This is a genomic window from Stenotrophomonas sp. WED208 (genome assembly GCF_040984485.1).
In the GTDB taxonomy this organism is placed as follows: Bacteria; Pseudomonadota; Gammaproteobacteria; order Xanthomonadales; family Xanthomonadaceae; genus Stenotrophomonas; species Stenotrophomonas riyadhensis.
In genome coordinates this window covers 3805002-3830223 of sequence record NZ_JAZARB010000001.1, presented here as the reverse complement: position 1 = coordinate 3830223, position 25222 = coordinate 3805002, and the positions used below count along the sequence as shown (strand labels likewise).

At 65.5% G+C, this 25222-nt stretch carries 20 protein-coding genes and 5 tRNA genes; 22 read left to right on the top strand and 3 right to left on the bottom strand.

Translation table 11 applies throughout. The features are described from left to right. Both prfA and hemA read right to left on the bottom strand, forming a co-directional pair. On the bottom strand, positions 1 to 1083 hold the full coding sequence (gene prfA / locus VPH47_RS17490; RefSeq protein ID WP_010481754.1) for a peptide chain release factor 1: 1083 nt from the start codon (positions 1081 to 1083) through the stop codon (positions 1 to 3). Beyond that, positions 1061 to 2344, bottom strand: coding sequence for a glutamyl-tRNA reductase (hemA, locus tag VPH47_RS17485; RefSeq protein WP_180854768.1), 1284 nt, complete (start codon positions 2342 to 2344; stop codon positions 1061 to 1063). The genes prfA and hemA overlap by 23 nt, the downstream gene beginning before the upstream one ends. Positions 2345 to 2407: 63 nt before the next feature. Between hemA and VPH47_RS17480 the strand changes: the two genes are divergently transcribed. The 8 genes from VPH47_RS17480 to ychF all read left to right on the top strand — a co-directional run bounded on the left by VPH47_RS17480 (position 2408) and on the right by ychF (position 9400). Further along, a complete protein-coding gene (locus VPH47_RS17480; protein ID WP_368851356.1) occupies positions 2408 to 4093 on the top strand; it encodes a tetratricopeptide repeat protein in 1686 nt (561 codons plus the stop codon). After that, entirely contained in the window at positions 4090 to 4749 is a 660-nt protein-coding gene (lolB, locus tag VPH47_RS17475; RefSeq protein ID WP_153856346.1) for a lipoprotein insertase outer membrane protein LolB, read from the top strand. Before VPH47_RS17480 ends, lolB begins: the two co-directional genes overlap by 4 nt. Beyond that, a complete protein-coding gene (gene ispE, locus VPH47_RS17470) occupies positions 4746 to 5615 on the top strand; it encodes a 4-(cytidine 5'-diphospho)-2-C-methyl-D-erythritol kinase (RefSeq protein ID WP_248859363.1) in 870 nt (289 codons plus the stop codon). Before lolB ends, ispE begins: the two co-directional genes overlap by 4 nt. An 11-nt stretch (positions 5616 to 5626) precedes the next feature. Then, a tRNA-Gln gene (locus tag VPH47_RS17465) sits at positions 5627 to 5703 on the top strand. A 139-nt stretch (positions 5704 to 5842) separates the two neighbouring features. Next, the gene (locus VPH47_RS17460; RefSeq protein ID WP_005415400.1) at positions 5843 to 6802 is read left to right on the top strand and encodes a ribose-phosphate diphosphokinase; all 960 of its coding nucleotides are present in this window, start codon (positions 5843 to 5845) and stop codon (positions 6800 to 6802) included. Between the two features lie 110 nt (positions 6803 to 6912). Next, positions 6913 to 7530: a 50S ribosomal protein L25/general stress protein Ctc gene (locus VPH47_RS17455; protein ID WP_014036085.1), complete on the top strand. Its 618-nt coding sequence runs from the start codon at positions 6913 to 6915 to the stop codon at positions 7528 to 7530. Positions 7531 to 7578: 48 nt separating this feature from the next. Beyond that, positions 7579 to 8157 carry an aminoacyl-tRNA hydrolase gene (gene pth, locus VPH47_RS17450; RefSeq protein ID WP_008268208.1) on the top strand — a complete coding sequence of 193 codons (579 nt, stop codon included), beginning with the start codon at positions 7579 to 7581 and terminating at the stop codon, positions 8155 to 8157. 151 nt (positions 8158 to 8308) lie between these two features. After that, positions 8309 to 9400, top strand: a complete 1092-nt coding sequence (ychF, locus tag VPH47_RS17445) for a redox-regulated ATPase YchF (protein ID WP_368851355.1) — start codon at positions 8309 to 8311, stop codon at positions 9398 to 9400. A 589-nt stretch (positions 9401 to 9989) separates the two neighbouring features. Here the strand turns inward: ychF and VPH47_RS17440 are convergent. Further along, a complete protein-coding gene (locus tag VPH47_RS17440) occupies positions 9990 to 12728 on the bottom strand; it encodes a TonB-dependent receptor plug domain-containing protein (RefSeq protein WP_368851354.1) in 2739 nt (912 codons plus the stop codon). Between the two features lie 170 nt (positions 12729 to 12898). Between VPH47_RS17440 and VPH47_RS17435 the strand changes: the two genes are divergently transcribed. From VPH47_RS17435 to rpoB, 14 genes are all read left to right on the top strand, one after another. Then, positions 12899 to 13918 carry a cyanophycinase gene (locus VPH47_RS17435; protein ID WP_368851353.1) on the top strand — a complete coding sequence of 340 codons (1020 nt, stop codon included), beginning with the start codon at positions 12899 to 12901 and terminating at the stop codon, positions 13916 to 13918. A gap of 122 nt (positions 13919 to 14040) precedes the next feature. After that, entirely contained in the window at positions 14041 to 15057 is a 1017-nt protein-coding gene (locus VPH47_RS17430; RefSeq protein WP_110714261.1) for an isoaspartyl peptidase/L-asparaginase family protein, read from the top strand. A gap of 137 nt (positions 15058 to 15194) precedes the next feature. Beyond that, a tRNA-Tyr gene (locus VPH47_RS17425) sits at positions 15195 to 15280 on the top strand. A gap of 24 nt (positions 15281 to 15304) precedes the next feature. Next, positions 15305 to 15378 (top strand) — tRNA-Gly (locus VPH47_RS17420). 49 nt (positions 15379 to 15427) lie between these two features. Continuing rightward, positions 15428 to 15503 (top strand) — tRNA-Thr (locus VPH47_RS17415). Between the two features lie 41 nt (positions 15504 to 15544). Next, the gene (gene tuf / locus VPH47_RS17410) at positions 15545 to 16735 is read left to right on the top strand and encodes an elongation factor Tu (protein WP_004154360.1); all 1191 of its coding nucleotides are present in this window, start codon (positions 15545 to 15547) and stop codon (positions 16733 to 16735) included. A 102-nt stretch (positions 16736 to 16837) separates the two neighbouring features. After that, a tRNA-Trp gene (locus tag VPH47_RS17405) sits at positions 16838 to 16913 on the top strand. A 49-nt stretch (positions 16914 to 16962) separates the two neighbouring features. After that, a complete protein-coding gene (gene secE, locus VPH47_RS17400) occupies positions 16963 to 17376 on the top strand; it encodes a preprotein translocase subunit SecE (protein WP_004154361.1) in 414 nt (137 codons plus the stop codon). Between the two features lie 10 nt (positions 17377 to 17386). Next, on the top strand, positions 17387 to 17947 hold the full coding sequence (gene nusG / locus VPH47_RS17395) for a transcription termination/antitermination protein NusG (RefSeq protein ID WP_004154362.1): 561 nt from the start codon (positions 17387 to 17389) through the stop codon (positions 17945 to 17947). Positions 17948 to 18246: 299 nt separating this feature from the next. Then, positions 18247 to 18675 carry a 50S ribosomal protein L11 gene (gene rplK / locus VPH47_RS17390; protein ID WP_004145248.1) on the top strand — a complete coding sequence of 143 codons (429 nt, stop codon included), beginning with the start codon at positions 18247 to 18249 and terminating at the stop codon, positions 18673 to 18675. Between the two features lie 4 nt (positions 18676 to 18679). Then, the gene (rplA, locus tag VPH47_RS17385) at positions 18680 to 19378 is read left to right on the top strand and encodes a 50S ribosomal protein L1 (protein WP_004154350.1); all 699 of its coding nucleotides are present in this window, start codon (positions 18680 to 18682) and stop codon (positions 19376 to 19378) included. 386 nt (positions 19379 to 19764) lie between these two features. Next, entirely contained in the window at positions 19765 to 20301 is a 537-nt protein-coding gene (gene rplJ / locus VPH47_RS17380) for a 50S ribosomal protein L10 (protein ID WP_010480377.1), read from the top strand. Between the two features lie 63 nt (positions 20302 to 20364). Next, complete coding sequence (rplL, locus tag VPH47_RS17375; RefSeq protein WP_010480374.1) at positions 20365 to 20733, top strand: 50S ribosomal protein L7/L12; 369 nt, start codon at positions 20365 to 20367, stop codon at positions 20731 to 20733. 326 nt (positions 20734 to 21059) lie between these two features. After that, positions 21060 to 25214 carry a DNA-directed RNA polymerase subunit beta gene (gene rpoB, locus VPH47_RS17370; RefSeq protein ID WP_054171082.1) on the top strand — a complete coding sequence of 1385 codons (4155 nt, stop codon included), beginning with the start codon at positions 21060 to 21062 and terminating at the stop codon, positions 25212 to 25214. The last annotated feature ends 8 nt before the right edge of the window (positions 25215 to 25222 follow it).

The following is a 25222-nucleotide window of genomic DNA, read 5'->3' as shown; positions in this document are numbered from 1 at the left end:
TCAGCCCGCCGACAACTGGGCCAGGGCGTCGACCTGGTGCTCGTGGCTGAGCCGCTGCAGCAGCGGGTCGAGGTCGCCGGCCAGCACGTTGGGCAGGTCGTACAGGGTCAGGCCTTCCACGCGGTGGTCGGTGATCCGGCCCTGCGGGAAGTTGTAGGTGCGGATGCGCTGGCTGCGGTCGCCACTGCCCACCTGCAGGCGCCGCGATTCGGCCTGCGCCGCGTCCTGGCGCTGGCGCTCGGCATCGAGCAGCTGCGCTTTCAGGCGCTTCATCGCCTTGTCGCGGTTGGCGTGCTGGCTGCGCTCGGTCTGGCACTCCACCACCACGCCGGTCGGCACATGGGTGATGCGGATGGCCGATTCGGTCTTGTTGACGTGCTGGCCGCCGGCACCGGACGAACGGAACGTATCCACCTTGAGGTCGGCCGGGTTGATGACGATGTCATCGACCTCATCGGCCTCGGGAATGATCGCCACGGTGGCTGCCGAGGTATGGATGCGGCCCTGCGATTCGGTGGCCGGCACGCGCTGCACGCGATGCGTACCCGATTCGAACTTCAGGCGCGAGAACGCGCCACGCCCGACCACGCGCGCCACCACTTCCTTGTAGCCGCCATGCTCGCCCGGGCTGTCCGATTCGATCTCGACCTTCCAGCCCTGGCGCTCGGCGTAGCGGGCGTACATGCGGAACAGGTCGCCGGCAAAGATCGCGGCCTCGTCGCCACCGGTACCCGCGCGCACTTCCAGGAACAGGTTGCCTTCGTCACGCGGGTCGCGTGGCACCAGCAGCAGCGCCAGCTCCTGCTCCAGTTCCTGCAGGCGCGCCTGTGCAGCAGCGATTTCCTCATCGGCCAGCTCGCGCAGGTCGGGGTCGGCGCGCATGCCTTCGGCGGCGGCCAGATCGGCCTTGGCACGGGCTTCATCGGCCAGGGCGATGGCGATCGGTTCAAGTTGGGCGAATTCGCGCGAAAGGTCGCGGAAACGGGTGTTGTCGGCGACCACATCGGGTTCGGCGAGCAGGCGTTCCAGTTCTTCGCGGCGCTCGGCCAGCGCTTCCAGCTTACGGCGCAGGGTCGGCGTCATCGGGTCTCACGGGTGGGTGGCGGTAACCCGGCGTGGCCGGGAACAGGCGCTCGGCGGCGCGGGTCAGGTCAGCATCGCCGCTCAGCGCGGCCGCGCGCAGCGCAGCAGTGGGCGGGTGCAGGAGTCGATTGGTCAGGCCGTGGGCCAGCAGTTCCAGCACTTCGTCGGCCGGCTTGCCGTTGGCCAGCTGCTGTCGCGCGCGCTCCAGCAGTTCGGTGCGGGTGGCTTCGCCGAACGCGCGCAGCTGTCGCAGCGGCGCCTGGTGGGCACTGGCCTGCTGGGTCTCGACGAAGCGCGACACCTGAAGGTCGATGATCGCTTCGGCCTCGGCGGCCGCTTCGCGGCGACCACGGCGGTTGTCTTCCACCGCGCGCTCGAGATCGTCCACGGTGTAGAGGAAGGCGTCGTTGAGCGTGCCGACCTCGGCCTCGATGTCGCGTGGCACGGCCAGGTCGAACAGCAGCATCGGCTTGTGCCGGCGCGCGCGCAGGGCCTTGGCCACCATCTCGCGGTGGATCACCGGTTCGCGCGCGGCGGTGGCCGAGAACACTACGTCGGCCTCGCCCAGGTGGCGGTCCAGTTCGGTCAGCGGCAGCGCCACGCCGCCGTGGCGGCTGGCCAGCTCCTGGGCGTGGGCGAGGGTGCGGTTGGCGATCAGCAGCCGGCGCACCTTGCCTTCACTCAGGTGACGTGCAGCCAGCTCGATGGTCTCGCCGGCACCGACCAGCAGCACGGTGGAATCGTCCAGGCGCGCGAACGCGTTCTGCGCCAGGCGCACCGCAGCCGAGGCTACCGACACCGGGTTGGCGCCGACCTGGGTATCGGTGCGCGCACGCTTGGCCACCGAGAAGGTCTGCTGGAACAACCGGTCCAGGCGCTGGCCGAGCAGGCCATGGTCACGCGCGGTCGACCAGGCATCCTTCACCTGGCCGAGGATCTGCGGTTCACCCAGCACCATCGAGTCCAGCCCGGTGGCGACCCGGAACAGGTGGCGCACGGCCTCGGCATCGGCATGCTGGTACAGGTAGCCCTGCAGGTCGCCGGCCTGGCTGTGCAGCCATTGGTCCAGTGCCTGCGCCGATTCGGCCACGGCGTACAGTTCGGTGCGGTTGCAGGTGGACAGCAGCACCGCCTCGGCGATCTGCGGGGTATCGCGCAGCGAACCAAGCGCGCGCGGCAACGCCTCACCGGCGAAGGCCGCGCGTTCGCGCAGTTCCACCGGTGCGGTCTGGTGATTCAGTCCGAGCACCCACAGGGTCATTGTTCAGTTGCTTGCGATAAGCTGCTGGCCATTGGACGACATTTTAAGGCCCCGATGCCGACGATGCCCGCATTGATTCGCATCCCCAGTGTTCTGCTGCTGTCCCTGGCCTGCAGCCAGGCCCTGGCAGCGGTGCCGGCCAAGGCCCCCGTGCGGGCCGCGGCCACTGAGGAACTGGAGCTGGAACCGGTGATGGCCGGGGAATTTGCCCTGCAGGCCGGCAAGCTGGCCGAGGCCGCGCGCTGGTACCTGCAGGCGGCCCTGCAGACCGACGGCGACGCCGGCCTGGCCGAGCGCGCGACCCGCATTTCCATGCTGGCCAACGATGACGCCAGCGCGGCCAAGGGCCTGGCCCTGTGGCAGCAGCGCGCCCCACGCTCGCTGACCATGCGCAGTGCGGCCGGTGCGCTGGCCATGCGCCAGGGCGATGTGAAGGCGGCCCGCACCGAACTGCAGGCCCTGCTGGCCGACCCCGACGAGCGTGGCTGGAAGTTCGCGCTGGCCGCGCTGATCGGCGGTGGCCGTGATCCGGCGGTGCCGGCGCAGGTGCTGGGCGAGCTGGTCGACGCCAACGCCATTCCGCCGAAGATCGAGGCCTGGCAGGAGTTCGGTCGCCTGGCCCTGCGCATGGACAAGCCTGAGCTGGCGCGGCGCATGATCGATGAAGTGGTCAAGCGCTTCCCCGAAGAACCGCGCGTGGCGCTGCTGCGTGCCAGCCAGCTGCAGCAGGCGGGCGAGACCGACAAGGCATTGTCGCTGCTGCACGACGTGGAGCCGAAGACCCGCCAGGACCCGGAACTGCGCAATGCCGTGGCCATCGCCTATGACAGCCTCGGCCAGCCCGCCGCCGCCGAGCGCGTGCTGGCGTTCGGCCCGCAGGACGTGCAGACCTGGGGCATGCGCGCCTCGCTGCTGGCCAAGCAGGGCGACAAGGCCGCGCTGTCCAACCTCTACAACGAACTGTCGCGGCAGGCGGCCAAGCCGGATCCGGCGCAGCGCCTGCTGCTGGGCAAGATCGCCGAGTACCTGAAGCGTTATCCCGAGGCGGTGCAGTGGTATCACAGCGTGCCCGGTGGCGATGAACTGAGCGAGGCGCGCCTGCGCGCGGCCAATGCCCAGGCCCTGGCCGGGCGCCTGCCGCTGGCGCTGGATGAAGTGCACGCGATCCAGTCCGATGCGGTGGTCGACGACGATGTGCGCCGTGACGCCTACCTGCTGGAAGCCGAACTGCGCCAGCGCGCCGACGACAGTGCCGGTGAACTGGATGCGCTGGCCCGCGGCCTGGCCGCTTACCCGGATGACAACGGCCTGCTGTACGCCCGTGCGCTCACCTGGGAACGCCGCGACGACATCCCGCGCGCCGAGGCCGATCTGCGCAAGATCCTGGTGACCGATCCGGAGAACGTGCCGGCTTTGAACGCGCTGGGTTACACCCTGGCCGATCGCACCGGCCGCCTGCAGGAAGCAATGGAGCTGATCGACCGCGCCCGCGTGGCCGAGCCGGACAACGCCGCCATCGTCGACAGCTATGGCTGGGTGCTGTATCGCCTGGGCCGCAAGGAAGAGGCGCTGGTGCAGCTGCGTCGTGCCTGGACCCTGGCCAAGGACCCGGAGATCGCCGCCCATGTCGGCGAAGTGCTGTGGGTGCTGGGCAAGCACGATGAGGCCCGCCATTTCTTCGAAGAGGCAGCCAAGCTCGACCCCGAAAACCGCGCGCTGCTGCGCGCCCGTGAGAAATTCAATCCATGAGTGTTTCCCTGATCCGGCCGCTGCTGTTGGCGGCCGCGACCCTGGCGGTCACCGCCTGCACCAGCGTCGGCACGCAGAAGACCCCGGCGCCGGCCGTGGTCGAGATCGTGTCCGCCGAAGCCGCGCAGGCCGAGGCCGCGCGGGTGGCCGCGCTGCAGGCACAGCCGGACTGGGCTTTCCAGGGCCGGGTCGCGGTCAGCAAGGGCAAGGATGGCGGCAGTGGCCGCATCGACTGGAAGCAGGACGGCCGCCGCTACGTGGTCGAATTGAGCGCGCCGGTGACCCGGCAGAGCTGGAAGCTGACCGGCGATACCCATTCCGAAGCTGGCCGCCTGGAAGGGCTGGCCGGCGGGCCGCGTGACGGCGAGGATGCCCAGCAGCTGCTGCTGGAGGCGACTGGCTGGGACATTCCGGTCAACCAGCTGCCGGAGTGGATCCGTGGCCTGGTGGCCGGCGACGCCGCCGGTCCGGAGAAGGTCGAGCGCGACGGTGAAGGCCGGCCGCGCCGCATGCAGCAGATGGGATGGCAGGTGCAGTACCTGGACTGGTACCCGGCTGAGGCCGGGCGCCCGGCCGTGCCGCGCCGGATCGAGGCCAGCAATGGCGACGCCAAGGTGCGCCTGCTGGTGGACCAGTGGGGGCAGGGCACGCCATGAGTGCCGGGTTCGACGACGCGGGTTGGTCCTGGTGGCCGGCCCCGGCCAAGCTGAACCTGTTCCTGCACATCACCGGCCGCCGCGCCGACGGTTACCACGAGCTGCAGACCGTGTTCCGCCTGCTGGACTGGGGGGACCGCATCGGCCTGCGCCTGCGTGAAGACGGCCAGGTGCGCCGTGAGGGCGAGGGGCTGGCTGGCGTGGCCGAGGCAGATGACCTGGCGGTCCGCGCTGCGCGATTGCTCAAAGAAGTGGCGAATGTCGCGCAAGGTGCGGACATCATCGTTGAAAAGCATGTATCTGCCGGTGGTGGCTTCGGCGGCGGTTCGTCCGATGCAGCCACCGTGCTGGTGGTGCTGAACCGACTCTGGCAGGCGGGCCTGGACGAAGACGCGCTGGCCGCGCTGGGCCTGCGCCTGGGCGCTGACGTGCCGGTGTTCGTGCGTGGCCGCAATGCCTGGGCCGAAGGGGTGGGCGAGCGACTGCAGCCGATCACGCTGGCCCCGGCCTGGTATGTGGTGGTTGAACCGGGCGTTCATGTTCCCACGCCGGTCCTGTTTGCAGACCCGGATTTGACGCGCGACAGCCCAGTGGCGAAAATAGAGGACTTCGCTTCCGGGACCCTGGTCGGGAACGCGTTCGAACCGGTGCTGCGCCGCCGTGAGCCTGCCGTCGAGGCAGCGCTTGCCGCGTTGAGCGACATCGGCGCGGCGCGGCTGACCGGTTCGGGAAGTGGTTGTTTCGTCGAGTTCGCATCGCAGGCTGCTGCAGAGCAGGGACGGTCGAAGTTGCCGAAGGAGTTGCGGGCAAGGGTGGCAGCGGGCGTTGCGCGTTCGCCACTGCTGGATGCACTCGAGCAACACTGATTTATCAATGCAGGGGCGTCGCCAAGAGGCCCAAGGCACCAGGTTTTGATCCTGGCATTCGTAGGTTCGAATCCTACCGCCCCTGCCAATAGCGGCTGTGTCCGCGCCTTCCAGCGCATCACCTGCGCGGGACGTGGAAACAACCGCGGTGTTGTCAGCAGCAAGGGTCCATCGGGTCCTTGCCGACTCCGGATCCCCGCCACTCGTCCCCGCCCGAGACAATCATGATGCAAGAGTCCCCGAACCTGCTGGTCTTTTCCGGCAACGCCAACAAACGTCTGGCGCAGAACATCTGCAAGGAGCTGGGGGTTCGCCCGGGCAAGGCGCTGGTCTCGCACTTCTCCGATGGTGAAGTGCAGGTGGAAATCGAAGAGAACGTCCGCAAGCAGGACGTATTCGTGATCCAGCCGACCTGCGCGCCGAGCGCGGAAAACCTGATGGAACTGCTGGTGCTGATCGACGCGCTCAAGCGCGCATCGGTGGCCAGCGTGACCGCCGTGGTGCCGTACTTCGGCTACTCGCGCCAGGATCGCCGCATGCGTTCCTCGCGCGTGCCGATCACCGCCAAGCTGGCGGCGAAGATGTTCAGCACCGCTGGCGCTGATCGCGTGCTGACCGTCGACCTGCACGCCGACCAGATCCAGGGCTTCTTCGATATTCCGGTGGACAACGTGTATGCGTCCCCGCTGCTGCTGGCCGACATCTGGCGCGCCTACGGCACCGAGAACCTGATCGTCGTCTCGCCGGACGTGGGCGGCGTGGTCCGCGCCCGTGCGGTCGCCAAGCGCCTGGATGACGCCGATCTGGCGATCATCGACAAGCGCCGTCCGCGCGCCAACGTCTCCACCGTGATGAACATCATCGGTGACGTCGAAGGCAAGACCTGCGTGATGGTCGATGACATCGTCGATACCGCCGGCACCCTGTGCGCCGCTGCCGCTGCCCTGAAGGCGCGCGGTGCGCTCAAGGTCGCCGCCTACTGCACCCACGCGGTGCTGTCGGGCCCGGCGGTGGACAACATCACCAATTCCCAGCTCGACGAGCTGGTGGTGACCGATACCATCCCGCTGAAGGACGCAGCGCGGGTGTGCAGCAAGATCCGCCAGCTGAGCGTGGCGGAAATGCTGGCCGAAACGATGCGCCGCATCGCCTTCGGCGAGTCGGTCAGCTCGCTGTACGTCGACTGAGTTTTTCGTCCCTGCCGGCAACGGCGGGGACATACCCCGGGTGCTTCTGGTCGCGGAAGCATCTTCAACCGCCACGCCGCAAGGCGCGGCAACAACCTGAGTAGTCGAAAATGTCGAAGACCCATGAAATCAAGGTCACCAAGCGTGAACTGCAGCGTAAGGGTGCGAGCCGCCGCCTGCGTCACGCTGGTGTGATCCCGGCCATCGTGTACGGCGGCAACGCCGAGCCGGTCGCCATCAGCCTGGACCACAACGAAATCTGGCTGGCCCAGCAGAACGAGTGGTTCTATGCCTCGATCCTGGACCTGAACCTGGACGGCCAGGTGCAGAAGGTCCTGCTGCGTGACATGCAGCGCCACCCGTACAAGCAGCTGATCATGCACCTGGACTTCCAGCGCGTGAACGAGAACGAAGCCCTGACCGCTTCGGTCCCGCTGCACTTCATCAACGAAGACACCTCGCCGGCTGGCAAGGCTGCCGACGTCGTGGTCACCCACGAACTGAAGGAAGTGACCATCACCTGCCTGCCGAAGGACCTGCCGGAGTCGATCGAAGTCGACCTGGGCGAGCTGAAGGCCGGTGACGTGGTGTACCTGTCCAACATCAAGCTGCCGAAGGGCGTGGAAATCCCGGCCCTGGCGCTGGGCAAGGACCACGACGACGCCATCGTCACCGCCAAGGCCGGCAAGGCCGACGCGGCTGACGAAGAAGCGGCTGCCGCCGAGTAATACCGCTACGGTGCCTGCCTCCCGGCAGGCACCGTATTGGAAGGAACCATGGCAGGACTGCGACTGATCGTCGGTCTGGGCAACCCCGGATCGGAACACGCCCGGACCCGGCACAATGCCGGGTTTCATTTCGTTGAGGCCCTGGCGGAAAAAGCCGGTGCGCGATGGAATGTGGACAGCAAGCTGTTCGGTGAGACCGCCAAGGTCGAGATCGCCGGGCAGACGGTGTGGCTGCTCAAGCCCGCCACCTTCATGAACCTCAGCGGCAAGTCGGTCACCGCCGCACAGCGGTTCTGGAAGATCGAGCCGGAAGAAACCCTGCTGGCCCACGACGAACTGGACTTGGCGCCCGGCGTGGCGCGGCTGAAGTTCGACGGTGGCCACGGTGGCCAGAACGGCCTGCGCGACACCATCCGCCTGCTCGGCCACGGCAAGTTCCATCGCCTGCGCGTGGGCATCGGCCATCCTGGCCACAAGGACCGCGTGGTGGGTTGGGTGCTTGGCCGTCCGTCGAAGGACGACGACGTGCTGATCGCGCGCGCCATCGATGATGCGATCGATGTGATGCCGCTGGCGGTGCAGGGCGATTTCAGCGAAGCGATGAAGCGTCTGCACACCCCGAAATAACCGGTGGGTACCGACCGCTGGTCGGCAACGGGCATCAACCGGCCCCGGTAGTTGCCAACCTTGGTTGGCAGATGTTGAACACCGAGATGGATTGGCCAAGCAGCGCGCGCGCTGTTTCACCAATCACTTTCACCCCAGAGAGCTGTCACCCATGGGTATCAAATGCGGCATCGTCGGCCTGCCCAACGTCGGCAAGTCGACCCTGTTCAATGCGCTGACCAAGGCGGGTATCGCCGCAGCGAACTTCCCGTTCTGCACCATCGAGCCGAACGTCGGCATCGTGCCGGTGCCGGATCCGCGCCTGAACGAGCTGGCAGCGATCATCAACCCGCAGAAGGTCATCCCGACCGCGGTCGAGTTCGTCGACATCGCCGGCCTGGTGGCCGGTGCCGCCAGCGGTGAAGGCCTGGGCAACAAGTTCCTGGCGCACATCCGCGAAGTCGATGCGATCACCCACGTGGTGCGCTGCTTCGAGAACGCCGACGTCATCCACGTCAACAACAAGGTCGACCCGATTTCGGACATCGAAACCATCGATACCGAACTGGCGCTGGCCGACCTGGACAGCGTCGAGAAGGCGCTGAACCGTGCCGAGCGCGCGGCCAAGGGCGGTGACAAGGATGCAGCAGCGCGCAAGCCGGTGCTGGCCAAGCTGCAGGCGGCACTGTCGGATGGCAAGGCCGGCCGCTCGGTGGGCCTGGACGAGGAAGAGAAGGCGCTGGTGCGCGATCTGTTCCTGCTGACCCTGAAGCCGGTGATGTACATCGCCAACGTGCTGGAAGACGGTTTCGACAACAACCCGCACCTGGAAGCCGTGCGCGCGCATGCCGCCGCTGAAGGCGCACAGGTGGTGCCGGTGTCGGCCGCGATCGAAGAAGAGCTGTCCCAGCTCGACGACGAAGACCGCGATACCTTCCTCGCCGACCTCGGCCTGAGCGAGCCGGGCCTGAACCGCGTGATCAACGCGGCCTACAGCCTGCTCGGCCTGCAGACCTACTTCACCGCTGGCGTGAAGGAAGTCCGCGCGTGGACCGTGCGCAAGGGCGCCACCGCCCCGCAGGCTGCCGCGGTCATCCACACCGACTTCGAGAAGGGCTTCATCCGCGCCGAAACCATCGCGTATGACGACTTCATCAAGTACAAGGGCGAAGCCGGCGCCAAGGAAGCCGGTCGCCTGCGCCTGGAAGGCAAGGAATACCGGGTGCAGGAAGGCGACATCCTGCACTTCCGCTTCAACGTCTGATCCAGCAGCAGCGGATCGACCCAGGACGCCCCGCCTTGTGCGGGGCGTTCGCGTTTCTGGTGATGGACAAAAAAGCACCAGGCTGCGAAACGCTTGCGGTGCGACGTTTGCCGGCACTTGTCCACAGCAAACTCCCATCGCTTTCCACGCCGGATGTGGAAAACCGTGGGGTCGGATCCCTTTCCACGGGAAAGGGCTCCGACCCCGATCAGTGCAGTCGGACCGTGGACAGAATTTCACCACGCTTCGAAACGCCTGCGCTGCAATGCTCGCGCCCACTTGTCCACACCAAGTTCCCATCGCTCTCCACGTCCGGTGTGGAAAACAATCGAAGGGCATGGACAAAAAATCACCACGACCGGAAACGCCCGCGCTGCAAGCCTCGCTGCCACTTGTCCACACCAAGTTCCCATCGCTTTCCACGCGCGGTGTGGAAAACCCGCGTGGCCCGCTCTGGTAGTCGCCCACCTTGGTGGGCGCGTGGCAGATCAGTGCCCACCAAGGTGGGCATCTACCAGAGCCAGGTTCCCAAACAACAAGGCCCGCCAATGGCGGGCCCTGTCGTCCACGTTCTGCAATGCGGCGTGCCTTACAGCGCGCTGCCACCGAACTTGTGGGTGTACTGCAGGTTGATCGTGCGGCCGACGCTGTCGAACCAGGACACGTCGTAGTACGGATACGCGGTGTAGGTGGCGTCCTTCGGCGGCATCTTGTTGAACACGTTGACCACCGACAGGGACAGGCGCGAATGGTCGTCGAAGCGGTACTGCAGCGACGCGTTGTAGCGGTAGGTCGCCTTGATGTACGGGCTGTCGCCGCTGTCCCACTTGAACGACTGGTCGTAGTTGTCCGAGGTCGGCAGCTTGCCCAGCCGCGATCCGTAGACGGTGGCCGACCACGCGTCCTTCTCCCAGGTCACGCTCAGGCTGGTCTTGGTGCGCGGAATATCGAAGCCGCTGTTGACCGCGAACTGGTCCAGGGTCGGATCACCCGGGTAGCGCTGGAAGTCGTGCTTCTTCACCCAGGTATGGGTGCCGTTGAGGATGAAGTCGCCGATACCGGTCTGCAGGCGGTAGCGCAGGCCGACGTCGATGCCGGAGGTGGACTCGCGGGCGACGTTGATCGGTGCCACGCGCACGCCGTACAGGCGGCCGTCGCTGGTACGGGTGATGCGGTCGAGCGCATCCACGCAGGTCGGCGAGCTGATGTCGGCGCTGCCCAGGCGGCAGTTCGCTTCGTTGGCCAGGATCGTGCGCACGTCCATGTCCTGCACCTGCTTGCGCATGTCGATGTCGAACCAGTCCACCGACAGGTCCAGGCCGATCGCCGGCGACCAGACCAGGCCGGCACTCCACGAGGTGCTGGTTTCCGGGTCGAGCTGGCGGTTGCCGGTGCGGCTGCGGATCAGGTTGCGCTCGTAGTCGGAACAGTCGCTGGCACCGTCGGCGCGGCAGCTGTACAGGTCTTCGGCGGTGGTCTCGTCGTTGCCCGGGCCGGCGAACACGTAGTGCAGGTCCGGTGCGCGGAACGCGGTGCCATACGAGCCACGCACCAGCAGGGTGTCGATCGGGCGCCATTCCAGGCCGCCACTCCAGGTCGCCTTGCCGATGGTGTGGCCGGAATAGCGGTACTGGTCATAGCGGCCGGCCACGCTGAGGTTGACCGTCTCATGCAGCGGCATGCGCAGCTCGGCGGCGGTGGCCCAGCGGTTGCGCGACCCCTGGCCGTCCGAGTCCTTCCAGCTGTAGTAGTAGTACTGGGTGGCCAGCGGATCGGGGTTCAGCGCATAGGCCTGCTGGCCCACTTCCACGGTCGCGGCGAACCCGGCATCACCGCCCGGCAGGCCGAACAGCGCGGAATTGGTCAGGGTGAACGCGGCCGTCTCGGTGCGCGACTTCGGCGTATAGGTGGTACGCGCGGCGATCGAATCGTACTCGGCGCGGGTCAGCGGCCGGTACAGGCGCGACGGGTCGGCGTTGTAGATCGGGAAGCCGTCGTCGTCCACGCCCAGCTGCGGGCCCAGGAACAGGTCATTGGCCTTGGCGGCGATGATCTGCGCCCAGCTGATCCGCGACTGGTACTGCGAGTGGCTCAGTGCCGCTTCGTAGTCCCAGTTGCCGGCCAGCTTGCCCTTGAAGCCGGTGGTCACGCTGAAGGTCTTCTGCGTGCTGCGCACCATCGCGTTGTTCAGGCCGCCCATCTCTTCGGGCGAGAACTGGCGCTGCCAGAACTCGATCTCGCCGGTGGCCTGGTTGTTGAAGTAGCCCGATTCATCACCGTTGGCATCCATCCGGCCCCACTTGGTGACGTCGCGCATCAGCGACATCGTGTGGTAGCCCAGCTGCACATCGGCGAACCACTGCTGGCCGTTGTCGAAGTCGTAGCTCAGCGACGCATAGCCATTGGCGCCACGGCGCTTGCTGAGGATGGTGCCGTAGCCGATCGAGCTGTCGCTGCCACAGTAGTAGCCGTAGCGCGGGCGGTAGGCGCGGTAGGTGCTGCCCTGGTTCTGCCCGGCCAGCGCTTCGCAGGTGGCCGCGCCCGGATCCAGGTAGTCGTCGTTGTAATCCGTGCGCAGGTACGCGCGGCGGGCGATGCGTGAGCCCTCGGTCGGGCCGTCCTGGGTCGAATCCTGGATGTCGCGCTCATACGCCCACAGCGGGGTCTGCGACTGCAGTTCAACGCTGTACACGGCGTTGAAGTTGCCGCGGCTGAAGCCACTGGCCAGGCTCATGTCGAACGACTCGCCACCGCCTTCGCTGGTGGTGCCCATGCGCATGTCGACGGTGGTGCCGTCGGCCTTCTTCTTCAGGATGAAGTTGACCACGCCGGCGATCGCGTCCGAACCGTAGATGGCCGAGGCACTGCCGGTCAGCACTTCGATGCGCTCGATCATGCCCAGCGGGATGTTGGAGACGTCGGTGAAGTTGCTGCGGCCCTTGAACGGCATCGGGAAGTCGGCGATGCGGCGGCCATTGACCAGCACCAGCGTGTGGTTCGGGCCGAGGCCGCGCAGGTCCACCTGTTGGGCGCCCGGCGAGAAGTCGGCGCCGCTGGACGACTGCTGGCTCTGCGTCTCACCGCCGTTCTGGGTCATCGACCGCAGCACGTCGGGCACGGTGGTGAAGCCGCTGGAGCGGATCTGCTCGGCGCTGATCACCGTGATCGGGGCGGGACCTTCCACCTGGGCGCGCGGAATGCGCGAACCGGTGACCTGCACCGCGTCCAGTTGTTGAACCGAAGAGGAAGCCGGTGCCTGGGCCGCCGCGGAAGCAGCCACGCCCATCAACGCCAGCTGGATCGACCACGCCATCGCCTTTCTACGCATGAGGAATTCTCGGAAATGAAGCCGGCCCGCAGAGGAGGGGCCCTGTCCCCCATTCAGATTTCGGGAATGGGCGCGCGCATTTAACGCCTTTTTTATGCCCTTGACTACTGGGTCCCTATCTGGCAAAGAGTGAAAACGCTTGCAAGTCGATTTTGTTCAGGGAGATCAAGATGCGACGCCTCCATCGGACCCTGTGTGCCCCCATCGCCTGGCTGGCGCTGCTGGTGTTGGCCGTACCGTTGGCCGCCCCTGCGCAGGACCTGCAGGGCCCGGGCTTTGCCTACTACGAAGCCGGGGATCTCGACGCACCCCGCCCCGGCCCGCGCGCGCCAGCCATGATGTTGATGGGGGGCGGCGAATGGGTGCCGGAGGCCTTCCAGTGGTGGCTGAAGCAGGCCGGTAACGGCCGCGTGCTGATCCTGCGTGCTTCCGGCAGCGACGAACTGCAGGACCGGTTGTATCGCGAAATCGGCGGTACCACCGCGGTGCAGACCCTGGTGTTCGACAGTCGCCGCGGCGCCGACGATCCGGCCGTGCTGCGGGTGGTTGCCGCAGCCGACGCCATCTTCATTGCCGGCGGCGACCAGTCGCGCTACATCCGTTTCTGGAAGGGCACCGCGCTCAACCGCGCGCTCAACGCCCATGTGCGCGCCGGCAAGCCGATTGCCGGCACCAGCGCCGGGCTGGCCATCCTCGGCGGCTACGCCTATGGCGCCATGGACGGCGGCAGCATCACCTCCGCCGGTGCGCTGGCCGACCCGATGGGCAGTGCAGTGACCATGGACAGCGGCTTCCTGCAGATGCCCTATCTGCAGCGGGTGGTCACCGATACCCACTTCGACAAGCGCGACCGGCTCGGTCGCCTGATCGTGTTCGTGGCGCGCGCCGCACAGGACAGCGGCGACCCGGACATCGTCGGCATCGGCGTCGATGAAGACACCGCGCTGTGCGTGGAGCCGGATGGCCAGGCGCAGGTCTACAGCGCCGACGGCGAGGGCAAGGTCTGGGTGGTCAGCCCGGGCCGTGATGCCGATCGCCTGGTCGAAGGTGAGCCATTGCGCTTCCACGCAGTGCCGGTGACCGTGGTTGCCAGCGGCAGCCGCATGCGGTTGGACGACTTCCAGGCCGACGCGGACTATCAGGCGGTGGCCGACATCAGCGACGGCGAGATTGAAGTCGTCCGCCAATGATCGTCCTTCCCGGTAGTGCCGGCCGCTGGCCGGCAGCCGGTCTGCCCTGATGCGGCCCCTGCCGGCCAGCGGCCGGCACTACCCGTGCAAACCCTTCACTACACCTGCTGGAGACGTATCCGATGAAACTCCGCCTGGCGCTGTCCGCGCTGCTGTCCCTGCCATTGCTGGCCCAGGCCGCTCCGGCGACCTCGCCGTTGCTGGTCATCCACGGCGGCGCCGGCGTCGAGCGCAAGGACCTGTCGCCGGCCGAAGAGAAGGCTGCGCGCGATGCGTTGCGCGCAGCGCTGCTGAAGGGCCATGCCGAACTGGCGGCCGGTCGCCCGGCGCTTGCCGCGGTCACCGCGGCAATCACCGTGCTGGAGGACGATCCGACCTTCAACGCCGGCAAGGGCGCGGTGTTTACCCATGACGGCCACAACGAGCTGGATGCCGCGGTGATGGACGGGGCCACCCAGGCTGCGGGTGCGGTGGCTGGCGTGCAGCGGGTGCGCAACCCGATCCTGCTGGCACAGACCGTGATGCAGAAGTCCAGGCACGTGATGATGGTTGGGCAGGGCGCCGAAGCATTTGCGGTGGAGCAGGGCATTCCCCTGGTGGATCCGTCGTACTTCCGCACCGAGAAGCGCTGGCAGCAGCTGCAGCGCGCGCTGAAGGAAGAAGCCAGTGGCCAGGCGCATGCCGACCTGGAGACCGCAAAGCACTTCGGTACCGTCGGTGCCGTCGCGCTGGATGCGCAGGGGCAGCTGGCCGCCGGTACCTCCACGGGCGGCATGACCAACAAGCGCTATGGCCGGGTGGGCGACTCCCCGATCATCGGCGCCGGAACCTGGGCCGACGCGCGCTGTGCAGTCTCGGGCACTGGCTGGGGCGAGTACTACATCCGCACCGCGGCCGCGCACGAGATCTGCGCACGCATGCGCTACCAGGGGCAGACGCCGGAACAGGCCGGCAGGGGTGTGATCAACGAGACGATTCCGCAGATGGGGGGGGACGGTGGTGCGATCGTGCTCGCCGCAGACGGCAAAATGGCCACGCCGTTCAACACCCAGGGCATGTATCGAGGGTGGATTGGCGCCGACGGTGTCCCCCATGTCGCAATTTTCGCCAGCGAGACCCTGCCGGTCCCCGGTCAATAACCTTGCGTATCAATGGGTTTGCGACAACGTGTGAAAAAGATGGAAAAAAGCGTTGACAGCCCCCCGTCCCATCAGCAGAATAAGCGGCTCACCACCACACACCGCAACGCTTCGGCGGCAGCGGAATGGGGTGGTAAGGAGGGATACCCAAGCGGCCAACGGGGGCAGACTGTAAATCTGCTGGCTTACGCCTTCGGTGGTTCGAATCCACCTCCCTCCACCAGTTTCACGTTGTGACATTCCCGGCGCGGGAGTAGTTCAATGGTAGAACCTCAGCCTTCCAAGCTGATGGTGCGGGTTCGATTCCCGTCTCCCGCTCCATTGAATGAACTTTGAATCTTATCGAGTTCATGTCATAATGCAAAACTCGGCTCACGTAGCTCAGTCGGTAGAGCACTTCCTTGGTAAGGAAGAGGTCGAAGGTTCGATTCCTTTCGTGAGCACCATCTTAAGCATCACCTCTCAGACGAATTCGAGATAAGCAGCCATGGCCAAGGGTAAGTTCGAGCGCACCAAGCCGCATGTCAACGTCGGCACCATCGGTCACGTCGATCACGGCAAGACCACGCTGACCGCCGCACTGACCAAGATCGGTGCCGAGCGCTTCGGTGGCGAGTTCAAGGATTACTCCTCGATCGACGCCGCGCCGGAAGAAAAGGCGCGTGGTATCACGATCTCGACCGCGCACGTCGAATACGAATCCCCGGTCCGTCACTACGCCCACGTCGATTGCCCGGGCCACGCTGACTACGTCAAGAACATGATCACCGGTGCCGCCCAGATGGACGGCGCGATCCTGGTGTGCTCGGCCGCTGACGGCCCGATGCCGCAGACCCGCGAGCACATCCTGCTGTCGCGTCAGGTCGGCGTGCCGTACATCGTCGTGTTCCTGAACAAGGCCGACATGGTTGACGACGCCGAGCTGCTCGAGCTGGTCGAGATGGAAGTGCGCGAGCTGCTGAGCAAGTACGACTTCCCGGGCGACGACACCCCGATCATCGCCGGTTCGGCCCGTCTGGCGCTGGAAGGCGACCAGAGCGACATCGGCGTGCCGGCCATCCTGAAGCTGGTCGACGCCCTGGACAGCTGGATCCCGGAGCCGGAGCGCGCGATCGACAAGCCGTTCCTGATGCCGGTGGAAGACGTGTTCTCGATCTCGGGTCGCGGCACCGTGGTGACCGGTCGTATCGAGCGCGGCGTGATCAAGGTTGGCGACGAAATCGAAATCGTCGGCATCCGTCCGGTGCAGAAGACCACCGTGACCGGCGTTGAAATGTTCCGCAAGCTGCTGGACCAGGGTCAGGCAGGCGACAACGCTGGCCTGCTGCTGCGCGGCACCAAGCGTGACGACGTCGAGCGTGGCCAGGTCCTGGCCAAGCCGGGTTCGATCAAGCCGCACACCAAGTTCGAAGGCGAAGTGTACGTCCTGTCGAAGGACGAAGGCGGCCGTCACACCCCGTTCTTCAACGGCTACCGTCCGCAGTTCTACTTCCGTACCACCGACATCACCGGCGCAGCTGCTCTGCCGGAAGGCGTCGAAATGGTGATGCCGGGTGACAACGTCAAGATGGTCGTCACCCTGATCAACCCGGTGGCAATGGACGAAGGCCTGCGCTTCGCCATCCGCGAAGGTGGCCGTACCGTCGGCGCCGGCGTGGTCTCGAAGATCATCGAGTAAGCCTGCAGTACCGGTGGTTGCATAGCGCCGCCGGTTACGCGAATGGCGGGCCGGGAACCTCGGTCCGCCTTCGCCGTCTAAGGGAAGGCAAGTTTTCAACGTACGCCAGTAGCTCAATTGGCAGAGCAGCGGTCTCCAAAACCGCAGGTTGGGGGTTCGAGTCCCTCCTGGCGTGCCATCTGCCCACCTTATCCAGCGGCCTGGGCCGCTAAAGCAGACACAGCCGGATGAATAGCAAGATCGAACACTCCAAGGACAACTCCGCCCACGGTGGAGATATCGTCAAGTATGTCGCCGCATCGCTGCTGGTGCTGGCCGGTCTGTTCGTCTGGTTCTGGTTCTCCGCCGACTCTGGTCGCGCCGCCCAGCTGGGTGCGTGGGCAGGTCAGCTGCGTGCGTTGGCGGTCGTGGTCGGTCTGGTTGGCGGTATCGGCGTGTTCATGCTGACCGGCAAGGGGCGCGACACCCGCGAATTCCTCTCCGAGTCGCGCTTTGAACTGCGCAAGGTGGTCTGGCCGACGCGCCAGGAAGCCATCCGCATGACCTGGGTCGTGATCGTCGTGGTGCTCATCCTCAGCCTGCTGCTGGGTGGCTTCGACTTCCTGATCCAGAAACTGACTCAGTGGTTCCTGAGCCGCTAAGGAGAATTGCATGAAGCGTTGGTACGTCGTTCACGCCTATTCGGGCTTCGAGAAGTCGGTGGCGCAGGCTCTGCGTGATCGCATCGTCCGTGACGGCATGGAAGAGCGCTTCGGCGACGTCCTGGTCCCGACCGAAGAAGTGGTCGAGATGCGCGCTGGCCAGAAGCGCCGTTCCGAGCGCAAGTTCTTCCCGGGCTACGTGCTGGTCCAGATCGAGACCCACGAAGAAGCCGGCATTCCGCGCATCGACAACGAAAGCTGGCACCTGGTCAAGGAAACCCCGCGCGTGATGGGCTTCATCGGCGGCACCGCCGATCGTCCGCTGCCGATCGCCGATTCCGAGGCCGAGGCCATCCTGAATCGCGTTCAGGAAGGTGTCGAGAAGCCGCGTCCGAAGGTGCTGTTCGAGCCGGGCCAGATGGTCCGCGTCACCGACGGCCCGTTCAACGATTTCAATGGCGTCGTCGAAGAAGTCAACTACGAGAAGAGCCGTCTGCGCGTCTCGGTGCTGATCTTCGGTCGTGCCACCCCGGTCGAACTCGAGTTCGGCCAGGTCGAAAAGGCCGTCTGACCGGTCCTGTAGAGTCGAGCCATGCTCGGCTCCAGGCTCCGGATGGCGGTGCAGTCGAGCATGGCTCGACTCTACAAGGGGAACCGGGCTCTGCCCGGTTTCGTCCGTTTATGTGCCGCTTCAGGCATGTGAAGAAAAAACCTGTTATAGTGCGCGGCTCCCCGCTGGAGAAGCCAGTGGGACGAGGCCGCCGCAAGGTGGCCTTCGGCATGATTTCAAAACGCGATGCCGGGACGCGTGATTCCCGGTCCGATGGGGAGCCTGTTGTCGAAAGGCGCTAGCACCCGGAGAGCATACTCATGGCAAAGAAAGTTGTCGGTTACATCAAGCTGCAGGTGAAGGCCGGTCAGGCCAACCCCTCGCCGCCGGTCGGTCCTGCGCTGGGTCAGCGCGGTCTGAACATCATGGAATTCTGCAAGGCGTTCAACGCTGCCACGCAGAAGCTCGAGCCGGGTCTGCCGGTTCCGGTGATCATCACGGCCTACTCGGACCGTACGTTCACCTTCATCACCAAGAGCACCCCGGCCACCACCCTGCTGAAGAAGGCCGCTGGCATCTCGTCGGGCTCCAAGCGCCCGAACACCGAGAAGGTCGGCAAGGTCACCCGTAAGCAGCTGGAAGAGATCGCCAAGGCGAAGGAACCGGATCTGACTGCCGCCGATCTGGACGCCGCCGTGCGTACCATCGCTGGCTCTGCCCGTTCCATGGGCCTCGTGGTGGAGGGTTAATAAGATGGCACAGACCAAGCGTGAGAAGGCCATCAAGGCCGCCGTCGTTCCGGGCAAGGCATACGCCTTCGAGGACGCGATCAACATCCTGAAGAGCGCCACCAAGGCCAAGTTCGTCGAGTCGATCGACGTCGCTGTGCGCCTGGGCGTCGATGCGAAGAAGTCCGACCAGCAGGTCCGTGGCTCCACCGTGCTGCCGGCCGGTACCGGCAAGTCGGTCCGCGTCGCCGTGTTCGCTCCGGCCGGTGCCAAGGCTGACGAAGCCCTGGCCGCTGGCGCCGAAGCCGTCGGTATGGACGATCTGGCCGAGAAGATGCAGGCCGGTGACCTGAACTACGACGTCGTCATCGCGACCCCGGACGCCATGCGCGTCGTCGGTAAGCTGGGCACCGTGCTGGGCCCGCGCGGCCTGATGCCGAACCCGAAGGTCGGCACTGTTTCCCCGAACCCGGGTGAAGCCGTGAAGAACGCCAAGTCGGGTCAGGTCCGTTACCGCACCGACAAGGCCGGCATCATCCACTGCACCATCGGCAAGGCCGACTTCGCCGAAGACGCGCTGAAGTCGAACCTGACCGCGCTGCTGCTGGACCTGATCAAGGCCAAGCCGGCCACCTCGAAGGGCACCTACCTGCAGAAGGTTTCGGTCAGCTCGACGATGGGCCCGGGCGTCACCGTCGACCAGTCGTCGCTGACCCTGAAGTAATTGTTTCAAGCGGTCACGGTACCTTCGGTGCCGTGACCGTGACATTTGAAGGCATCGCTGGCAGTGCATCGCCCGCGGTAGCCGTCAAAGACCGCAGGCGCGGTCGTGGCAATACCGGCGACGGGCACGGAAGCTCGATCTGGCAAGGAGTCGCCGCCGGAGCAGTCATGAGCGCTTAATCGATTCCCCGGAATCACCCTGCGTAGATGGTGCCCTTCTGGAGTTTTTCTGGTTCACGCACGTCTGGGTTTCCCAGGTTGGCCCACTCCAGGTCTAGAACGGCCCACCCCCGGAACATCATCCCGATGTTCCCGGCGTCCAGGACGGATGCCGCACAGGACCGCACACGGCAGGAGCCGTAAGCGGAGTTCAATAGGAGGAGTGCAATGGCTCTCAATCTGTCCCAGAAGCAAGAAGTAGTCGCCGAGCTGGCAGACGTCGCCGCCAAGGCCCACTCCTTGATCGCAGCCGAATACGCTGGCACCACGGTCGCCCAGATGACCGCGATGCGCAAGCAGGCTCGTGAAACCGGTGTTTTCTTGAAGGTTGTCAAGAACACCCTGGCTTCGCGCGCCGTTGAAGGCACCGAGTTCGCAGTCGCCCAGGACCAGATGGTTGGTCCGCTGCTGTACGCGTTCTCGCTCGAGGAGCCCGGCGCTGCCGGTCGCCTGATCAAGGAAGCCGCCAAGGGCAACGACAAGCTGAAGGCTAAGGTCGTCGCCATCGGTGGCGAAGTGTTCCCGGCAAGCCACGTCGAAGTGCTGGCCTCGCTGCCGACCCGCGACCAGGCCCTGGCCATGCTGGCCCGCGTCCTGACCGAGCCGGTCACGATGTTTGCCCGCGCCATCAAGGCCGTTGGCGAGAAGCAGGGTGGTGGCGACGTCGCCGCCGACGCTGCCGAGCCGGCCGCCGAGACCGCCTGAGTTTCGACTTACCGTGGTTCCTGACGGAACCTCAACCCAGAAAATCATCCAAAGGTATTTATCATGTCCCTTACCAACGAACAGATCGTCGACGCCATCGCCGAGAAGTCCCTGATGGAAGTGATGGAGCTGGTCAAGGCCATCGAAGAGAAGTTCGGCGTCTCCGCCGCTGCTCCGGTTGCCGTGGCTGCTGCCGCTGGCCCGGCCGCTGCTGTTGAAGAGCAGACCGAGTTCACCGTCACCCTGAAGTCGGCCGGCGACAAGAAGGTCGAAGTCATCAAGGCCGTCCGCGCCATCACCGGCCTGGGCCTGAAGGAAGCGAAGGACCTGGCCGAAGCCGGTGGCGTCCTGAAGGAAGGCGCTTCGAAGGACGACGCCGAGAAGATGAAGAAGGACCTGGAAGCTGCTGGCGCGACTGTCGAAGTCAAGTAAGCAGTTACCTTGCATCGTCACCGATTCACGGCGATGCAGCCAAGGCTGGGGGCGTAAGCCCCCGGCCTTTGGTCGTTGTTGCAAGGTTGTAGATCCACGCCACGCGTGGATGTAACGAGCGGCAAAAAGCCCAACACGGGCTGCGGTCAGATCCCGGCAGGCCAGCGCACGGCGCGGCAGCGGGGGAGTGGATGCAGACGAGTTGGCAGTTGGAAGTAGCGGGAGAAGGCGTGCTGGTGCCGGCAATACCAGCGACTTCCAACTGACAATTTCAAGTTCCCTTCGGATCGTGGGCGCACGATCCGCACAACAAGGTGGAAGACCTCATGACGTCCTATTCGTTCACCGAAAAAAAGCGTATCCGCAAGGATTTCGGCAAGCAGCGCTCGATTCTCGAAGTGCCGTTCCTGCTCGCCATCCAGGTGGATTCCTATCGTGAATTCCTGCAGGAAAACGTCGATCCGGCCAAGCGCACGGACCACGGCCTGCACGCTGCGCTGAAGTCGGTCTTCCCGATCGCCAGCTACAGCGGCAACGCTGCCCTGGAATACGTCGGCTACAAGCTGGGCGAACCGGTCTTCGACGAGCGTGAGTGCCGCCAGCGTGGCATGAGCTACGGCGCCCCGCTGCGCGTGACCGTGCGCCTGGTGATCTACGACCGTGAGTCGTCGACCAAGGCCATCAAGTACGTGAAGGAGCAGGAGGTCTATCTGGGCGAAATCCCGCTGATGACCGAGAACGGCACCTTCATCGTCAACGGCACCGAGCGCGTCATCGTCTCGCAGCTGCACCGCTCGCCGGGCGTGTTCTTCGATCACGACCGTGGCAAGACCCACAGCTCGGGCAAGCTGCTGTACAGCGCCCGCATCATTCCTTACCGCGGTTCCTGGCTGGACTTCGAGTTCGACCCGAAGGACGCGCTGTTCACCCGTATCGACCGTCGCCGCAAGCTCCCGGTGTCGATCCTGCTGCGCGCGCTTGGCTACAGCAACGAAGAGATGCTGGCCGAGTTCTTCGAGATCAACACCTTCCACATCAACCCGGATGAAGGCGTCCAGCTGGAGCTGGTGCCGGAGCGCCTGCGTGGCGAAACCCTGGGCTTCGACCTCGCCGACGGCGACAAGGTCATCGTGGAAGCCGGCAAGCGCATCACCGCGCGCCACATCAAGCAGCTGGAAGCCTCGGGCATCGCCGCCCTGGCCGTGCCGGACGACTACATCGTCGGCCGCATCCTGTCGCACGACGTGGTCGATGCTTCGACCGGCGAACTGCTGGCCCAGGCCAATGACGAGATCACCGACGAGCAGCTGCAGGCCTTCCGCAAGGCCGGTGTGGATGCCGTGGGCACCCTGTGGGTGAACGATCTGGATCGTGGCCCGTACCTGTCCAACACCCTGCGCATCGACCCGACCAAGACCCAGCTGGAAGCCCTGGTCGAGATCTACCGCATGATGCGTCCGGGCGAGCCGCCGACCAAGGACGCCGCGCAGAACCTGTTCCACAACCTGTTCTTCACCTTCGAGCGCTACGACCTGTCCGCGGTCGGCCGCATGAAGTTCAACCGTCGCGTGGGCCGCAAGGAAACCACCGGCGAAGCCGTGCTGTACGACCGCAAGTACTACGGTGAGCGCAACGACGAAGAGTCCAAGCGCCTGGTTGCCGCCCATGGCGACAGCTCCGACATCCTGGACGTGATCAAGGTCCTGACCGAGATCCGCAACGGTCGCGGCGTGGTCGATGACATCGATCACCTGGGCAACCGTCGCGTGCGTTCGGTCGGCGAAATGGCCGAGAACGTGTTCCGCGTGGGCCTGGTCCGCGTCGAGCGCGCGGTCAAGGAGCGCCTGTCGATGGCCGAGTCGGAAGGCCTGACCCCGCAGGAGCTGATCAACGCCAAGCCGGTCGCCGCTGCCATCAAGGAGTTCTTCGGCTCCTCGCAGCTGTCGCAGTTCATGGACCAGAACAACCCGCTGTCGGAAGTGACCCACAAGCGTCGCGTCTCGGCCCTGGGCCCGGGCGGCCTGACCCGTGAGCGCGCCGGCTTCGAAGTGCGCGACGTGCACCCGACCCATTACGGCCGCGTCTGCACCATCGAAACCCCGGAAGGCCCGAACATCGGCCTGATCAACTCGCTGGCCGTGTACGCCCGCACCAACCAGTACGGTTTCCTCGAGACCCCGTACCGCAAGGTCGTGGACGGCAAGGTCTATGATGAAGTCGAGTTCCTGTCGGCGATCGAAGAAAACGAGTACGTCATTGCGCAGGCCAACGCCCTGACCAATGCCGACAGCGTGCTGACCGAGCAGTTCGTTCCGTGCCGCTTCCAGGGCGAATCGCTGCTGAAGCCGCCGGCGGAAGTCCACTTCATGGACGTCTCGCCGATGCAGACCGTGTCGATCGCGGCTGCGCTGGTTCCGTTCCTGGAGCACGATGACGCCAACCGCGCACTGATGGGCGCCAACATGCAGCGTCAGGCCGTGCCGACCCTGCGTGCGCAGAAGCCGCTGGTCGGTACCGGCATCGAGCGCGCCGTGGCGCGTGACTCCGGTGTGACCGTGAACGCCCGTCGTGGTGGCGAGATCGTGCAGATCGACGCGGCCCGCATCGTGGTCAAGGTCAACGAGGAAGAGATCGTTGGCGCCACCGACGCAGGCGTGGACATCTACAACCTGGTCAAGTACACCCGTTCGAACCAGAACACCTGCATCAACCAGCGTCCGCTGGTCCAGGTGGGTGACGTCATCGCCCGCGGCGACGTGCTGGCCGACGGTCCGTCCACCGACATCGGCGAACTGGCCCTGGGCCAGAACATGCTGATCGCGTTCATGCCGTGGAACGGCTACAACTTCGAAGACTCCATCCTGCTCTCCGAGCGTGTGGTGGAAGAGGATCGTTACACCACGATCCACATCGAAGAGCTGACCTGCGTCGCGCGTGACACCAAGCTGGGGCCGGAGGAAATCTCCGCCGACATCCCGAACGTCTCCGAGCAGGCGCTGAACCGCCTGGACGAGAGCGGCGTGGTGTACATCGGTGCGGAAGTCCGCGCCGGCGACATCATGGTCGGCAAGGTCACCCCGAAGGGCGAAAGCCAGCTGACCCCGGAAGAGAAGCTGCTGCGCGCGATCTTCGGCGAGAAGGCTTCGGACGTGAAGGACAGCTCGCTGCGCGTTCCGCCGGGCATGGACGGCACCGTCATCGACGTGCAGGTCTTCACCCGCGACGGCATCGAGAAGGACAAGCGCGCCCGCCAGATCGAAGAGTCTGAAATCAAGCGCGTCAAGAAGGACTTCGACGACCAGTTCCGCATCCTGGAAGCCGCCATCTACATGCGTCTGCGTTCGCAGATCGTGGGCAAGGTGGTCAACGGTGGCGCTGGCCTGAAGAAGGGTGACGTGATCACCGACGCCTTCCTCGACGGCCTGAAGAAGGCTGACTGGTTCGCCCTGCGCATGAAGGACGAAGACGCTTCGGAAGCCATCGAGCGCGCGCAGAAGCAGATCCAGGCGCACGAGAAGGAGTTCGAGCGTCGCTTCGCCGACAAGCGCGGCAAGATCACCGCCGGCGACGACCTCGCCCCGGGCGTGCTGAAGATGGTCAAGGTGTTCCTGGCCGTGAAGCGCCGCATCCAGCCGGGCGACAAGATGGCAGGCCGCCACGGCAACAAGGGTGTGGTCTCCAACGTGGTGCCGGTCGAGGACATGCCGTACATGGCCTCGGGCGAGACCGTGGACATCGTGCTGAACCCGCTGGGCGTGCCGTCGCGTATGAACATCGGCCAGATCCTGGAAGTGCACCTGGGCTGGGCCGCCAAGGGCCTGGGTCGCAAGATCCAGGCGATGATGGAAGCCCAGGCGGCGGTTGCCGACCTGCGCAAGTTCCTGGACGACATCTACAACCACGACGACACCAACGTGGCCAACCGTGTCGACCTGTCGCAGTTCAGCGACGAGGAACTGCTGCGTCTGGCCCGTAACCTCACCGACGGCGTGCCGATGGCCACCCCGGTGTTCGACGGCGCCACCGAAGCGGAAATCAAGCGCATGCTGGAACTGGCCGACCTGCCGAGCAGTGGTCAGACCCAGCTGTACGACGGCCGCACCGGTGAAGCGTTCGATCGCCACACCACCGTGGGTTACATGCACTACCTGAAGCTGAACCACCTGGTCGACGACAAGATGCACGCCCGTTCGACCGGTCCGTACTCGCTCGTCACCCAGCAGCCGCTGGGCGGCAAGGCGCAGTTCGGCGGCCAGCGCTTCGGTGAAATGGAAGTCTGGGCGCTGGAAGCCTACGGCGCGGCCTACACCCTGCAGGAAATGCTGACGGTGAAGTCCGATGACGTGCAGGGCCGCAACCAGATGTACAAGAACATCGTCGACGGTGAGCACGAGATGGTCGCGGGCATGCCGGAATCCTTCAACGTGCTCGTGAAGGAAATCCGCTCGCTGGCCATCAACATGGAACTGGAAGACAACTGATCCATGCC

Coding starts and splice junctions, on each gene's coding strand:
- prfA (WP_010481754.1), bottom strand. CDS start 1,083: ATGACGCCGACCCTGCGCCGTAAGCTGGAAGCGCTGGCCGAGCGCCGC.
- hemA (WP_180854768.1), bottom strand. CDS start 2,344: ATGACCCTGTGGGTGCTCGGACTGAATCACCAGACCGCACCGGTGGAA.
- VPH47_RS17480 (WP_368851356.1), top strand. CDS start 2,408: ATGCCCGCATTGATTCGCATCCCCAGTGTTCTGCTGCTGTCCCTGGCC.
- lolB (WP_153856346.1), top strand. CDS start 4,090: ATGAGTGTTTCCCTGATCCGGCCGCTGCTGTTGGCGGCCGCGACCCTG.
- ispE (WP_248859363.1), top strand. CDS start 4,746: ATGAGTGCCGGGTTCGACGACGCGGGTTGGTCCTGGTGGCCGGCCCCG.
- VPH47_RS17460 (WP_005415400.1), top strand. CDS start 5,843: ATGCAAGAGTCCCCGAACCTGCTGGTCTTTTCCGGCAACGCCAACAAA.
- VPH47_RS17455 (WP_014036085.1), top strand. CDS start 6,913: ATGTCGAAGACCCATGAAATCAAGGTCACCAAGCGTGAACTGCAGCGT.
- pth (WP_008268208.1), top strand. CDS start 7,579: ATGGCAGGACTGCGACTGATCGTCGGTCTGGGCAACCCCGGATCGGAA.
- ychF (WP_368851355.1), top strand. CDS start 8,309: ATGGGTATCAAATGCGGCATCGTCGGCCTGCCCAACGTCGGCAAGTCG.
- VPH47_RS17440 (WP_368851354.1), bottom strand. CDS start 12,728: ATGCGTAGAAAGGCGATGGCGTGGTCGATCCAGCTGGCGTTGATGGGC.
- VPH47_RS17435 (WP_368851353.1), top strand. CDS start 12,899: ATGCGACGCCTCCATCGGACCCTGTGTGCCCCCATCGCCTGGCTGGCG.
- VPH47_RS17430 (WP_110714261.1), top strand. CDS start 14,041: ATGAAACTCCGCCTGGCGCTGTCCGCGCTGCTGTCCCTGCCATTGCTG.
- tuf (WP_004154360.1), top strand. CDS start 15,545: ATGGCCAAGGGTAAGTTCGAGCGCACCAAGCCGCATGTCAACGTCGGC.
- secE (WP_004154361.1), top strand. CDS start 16,963: ATGAATAGCAAGATCGAACACTCCAAGGACAACTCCGCCCACGGTGGA.
- nusG (WP_004154362.1), top strand. CDS start 17,387: ATGAAGCGTTGGTACGTCGTTCACGCCTATTCGGGCTTCGAGAAGTCG.
- rplK (WP_004145248.1), top strand. CDS start 18,247: ATGGCAAAGAAAGTTGTCGGTTACATCAAGCTGCAGGTGAAGGCCGGT.
- rplA (WP_004154350.1), top strand. CDS start 18,680: ATGGCACAGACCAAGCGTGAGAAGGCCATCAAGGCCGCCGTCGTTCCG.
- rplJ (WP_010480377.1), top strand. CDS start 19,765: ATGGCTCTCAATCTGTCCCAGAAGCAAGAAGTAGTCGCCGAGCTGGCA.
- rplL (WP_010480374.1), top strand. CDS start 20,365: ATGTCCCTTACCAACGAACAGATCGTCGACGCCATCGCCGAGAAGTCC.
- rpoB (WP_054171082.1), top strand. CDS start 21,060: ATGACGTCCTATTCGTTCACCGAAAAAAAGCGTATCCGCAAGGATTTC.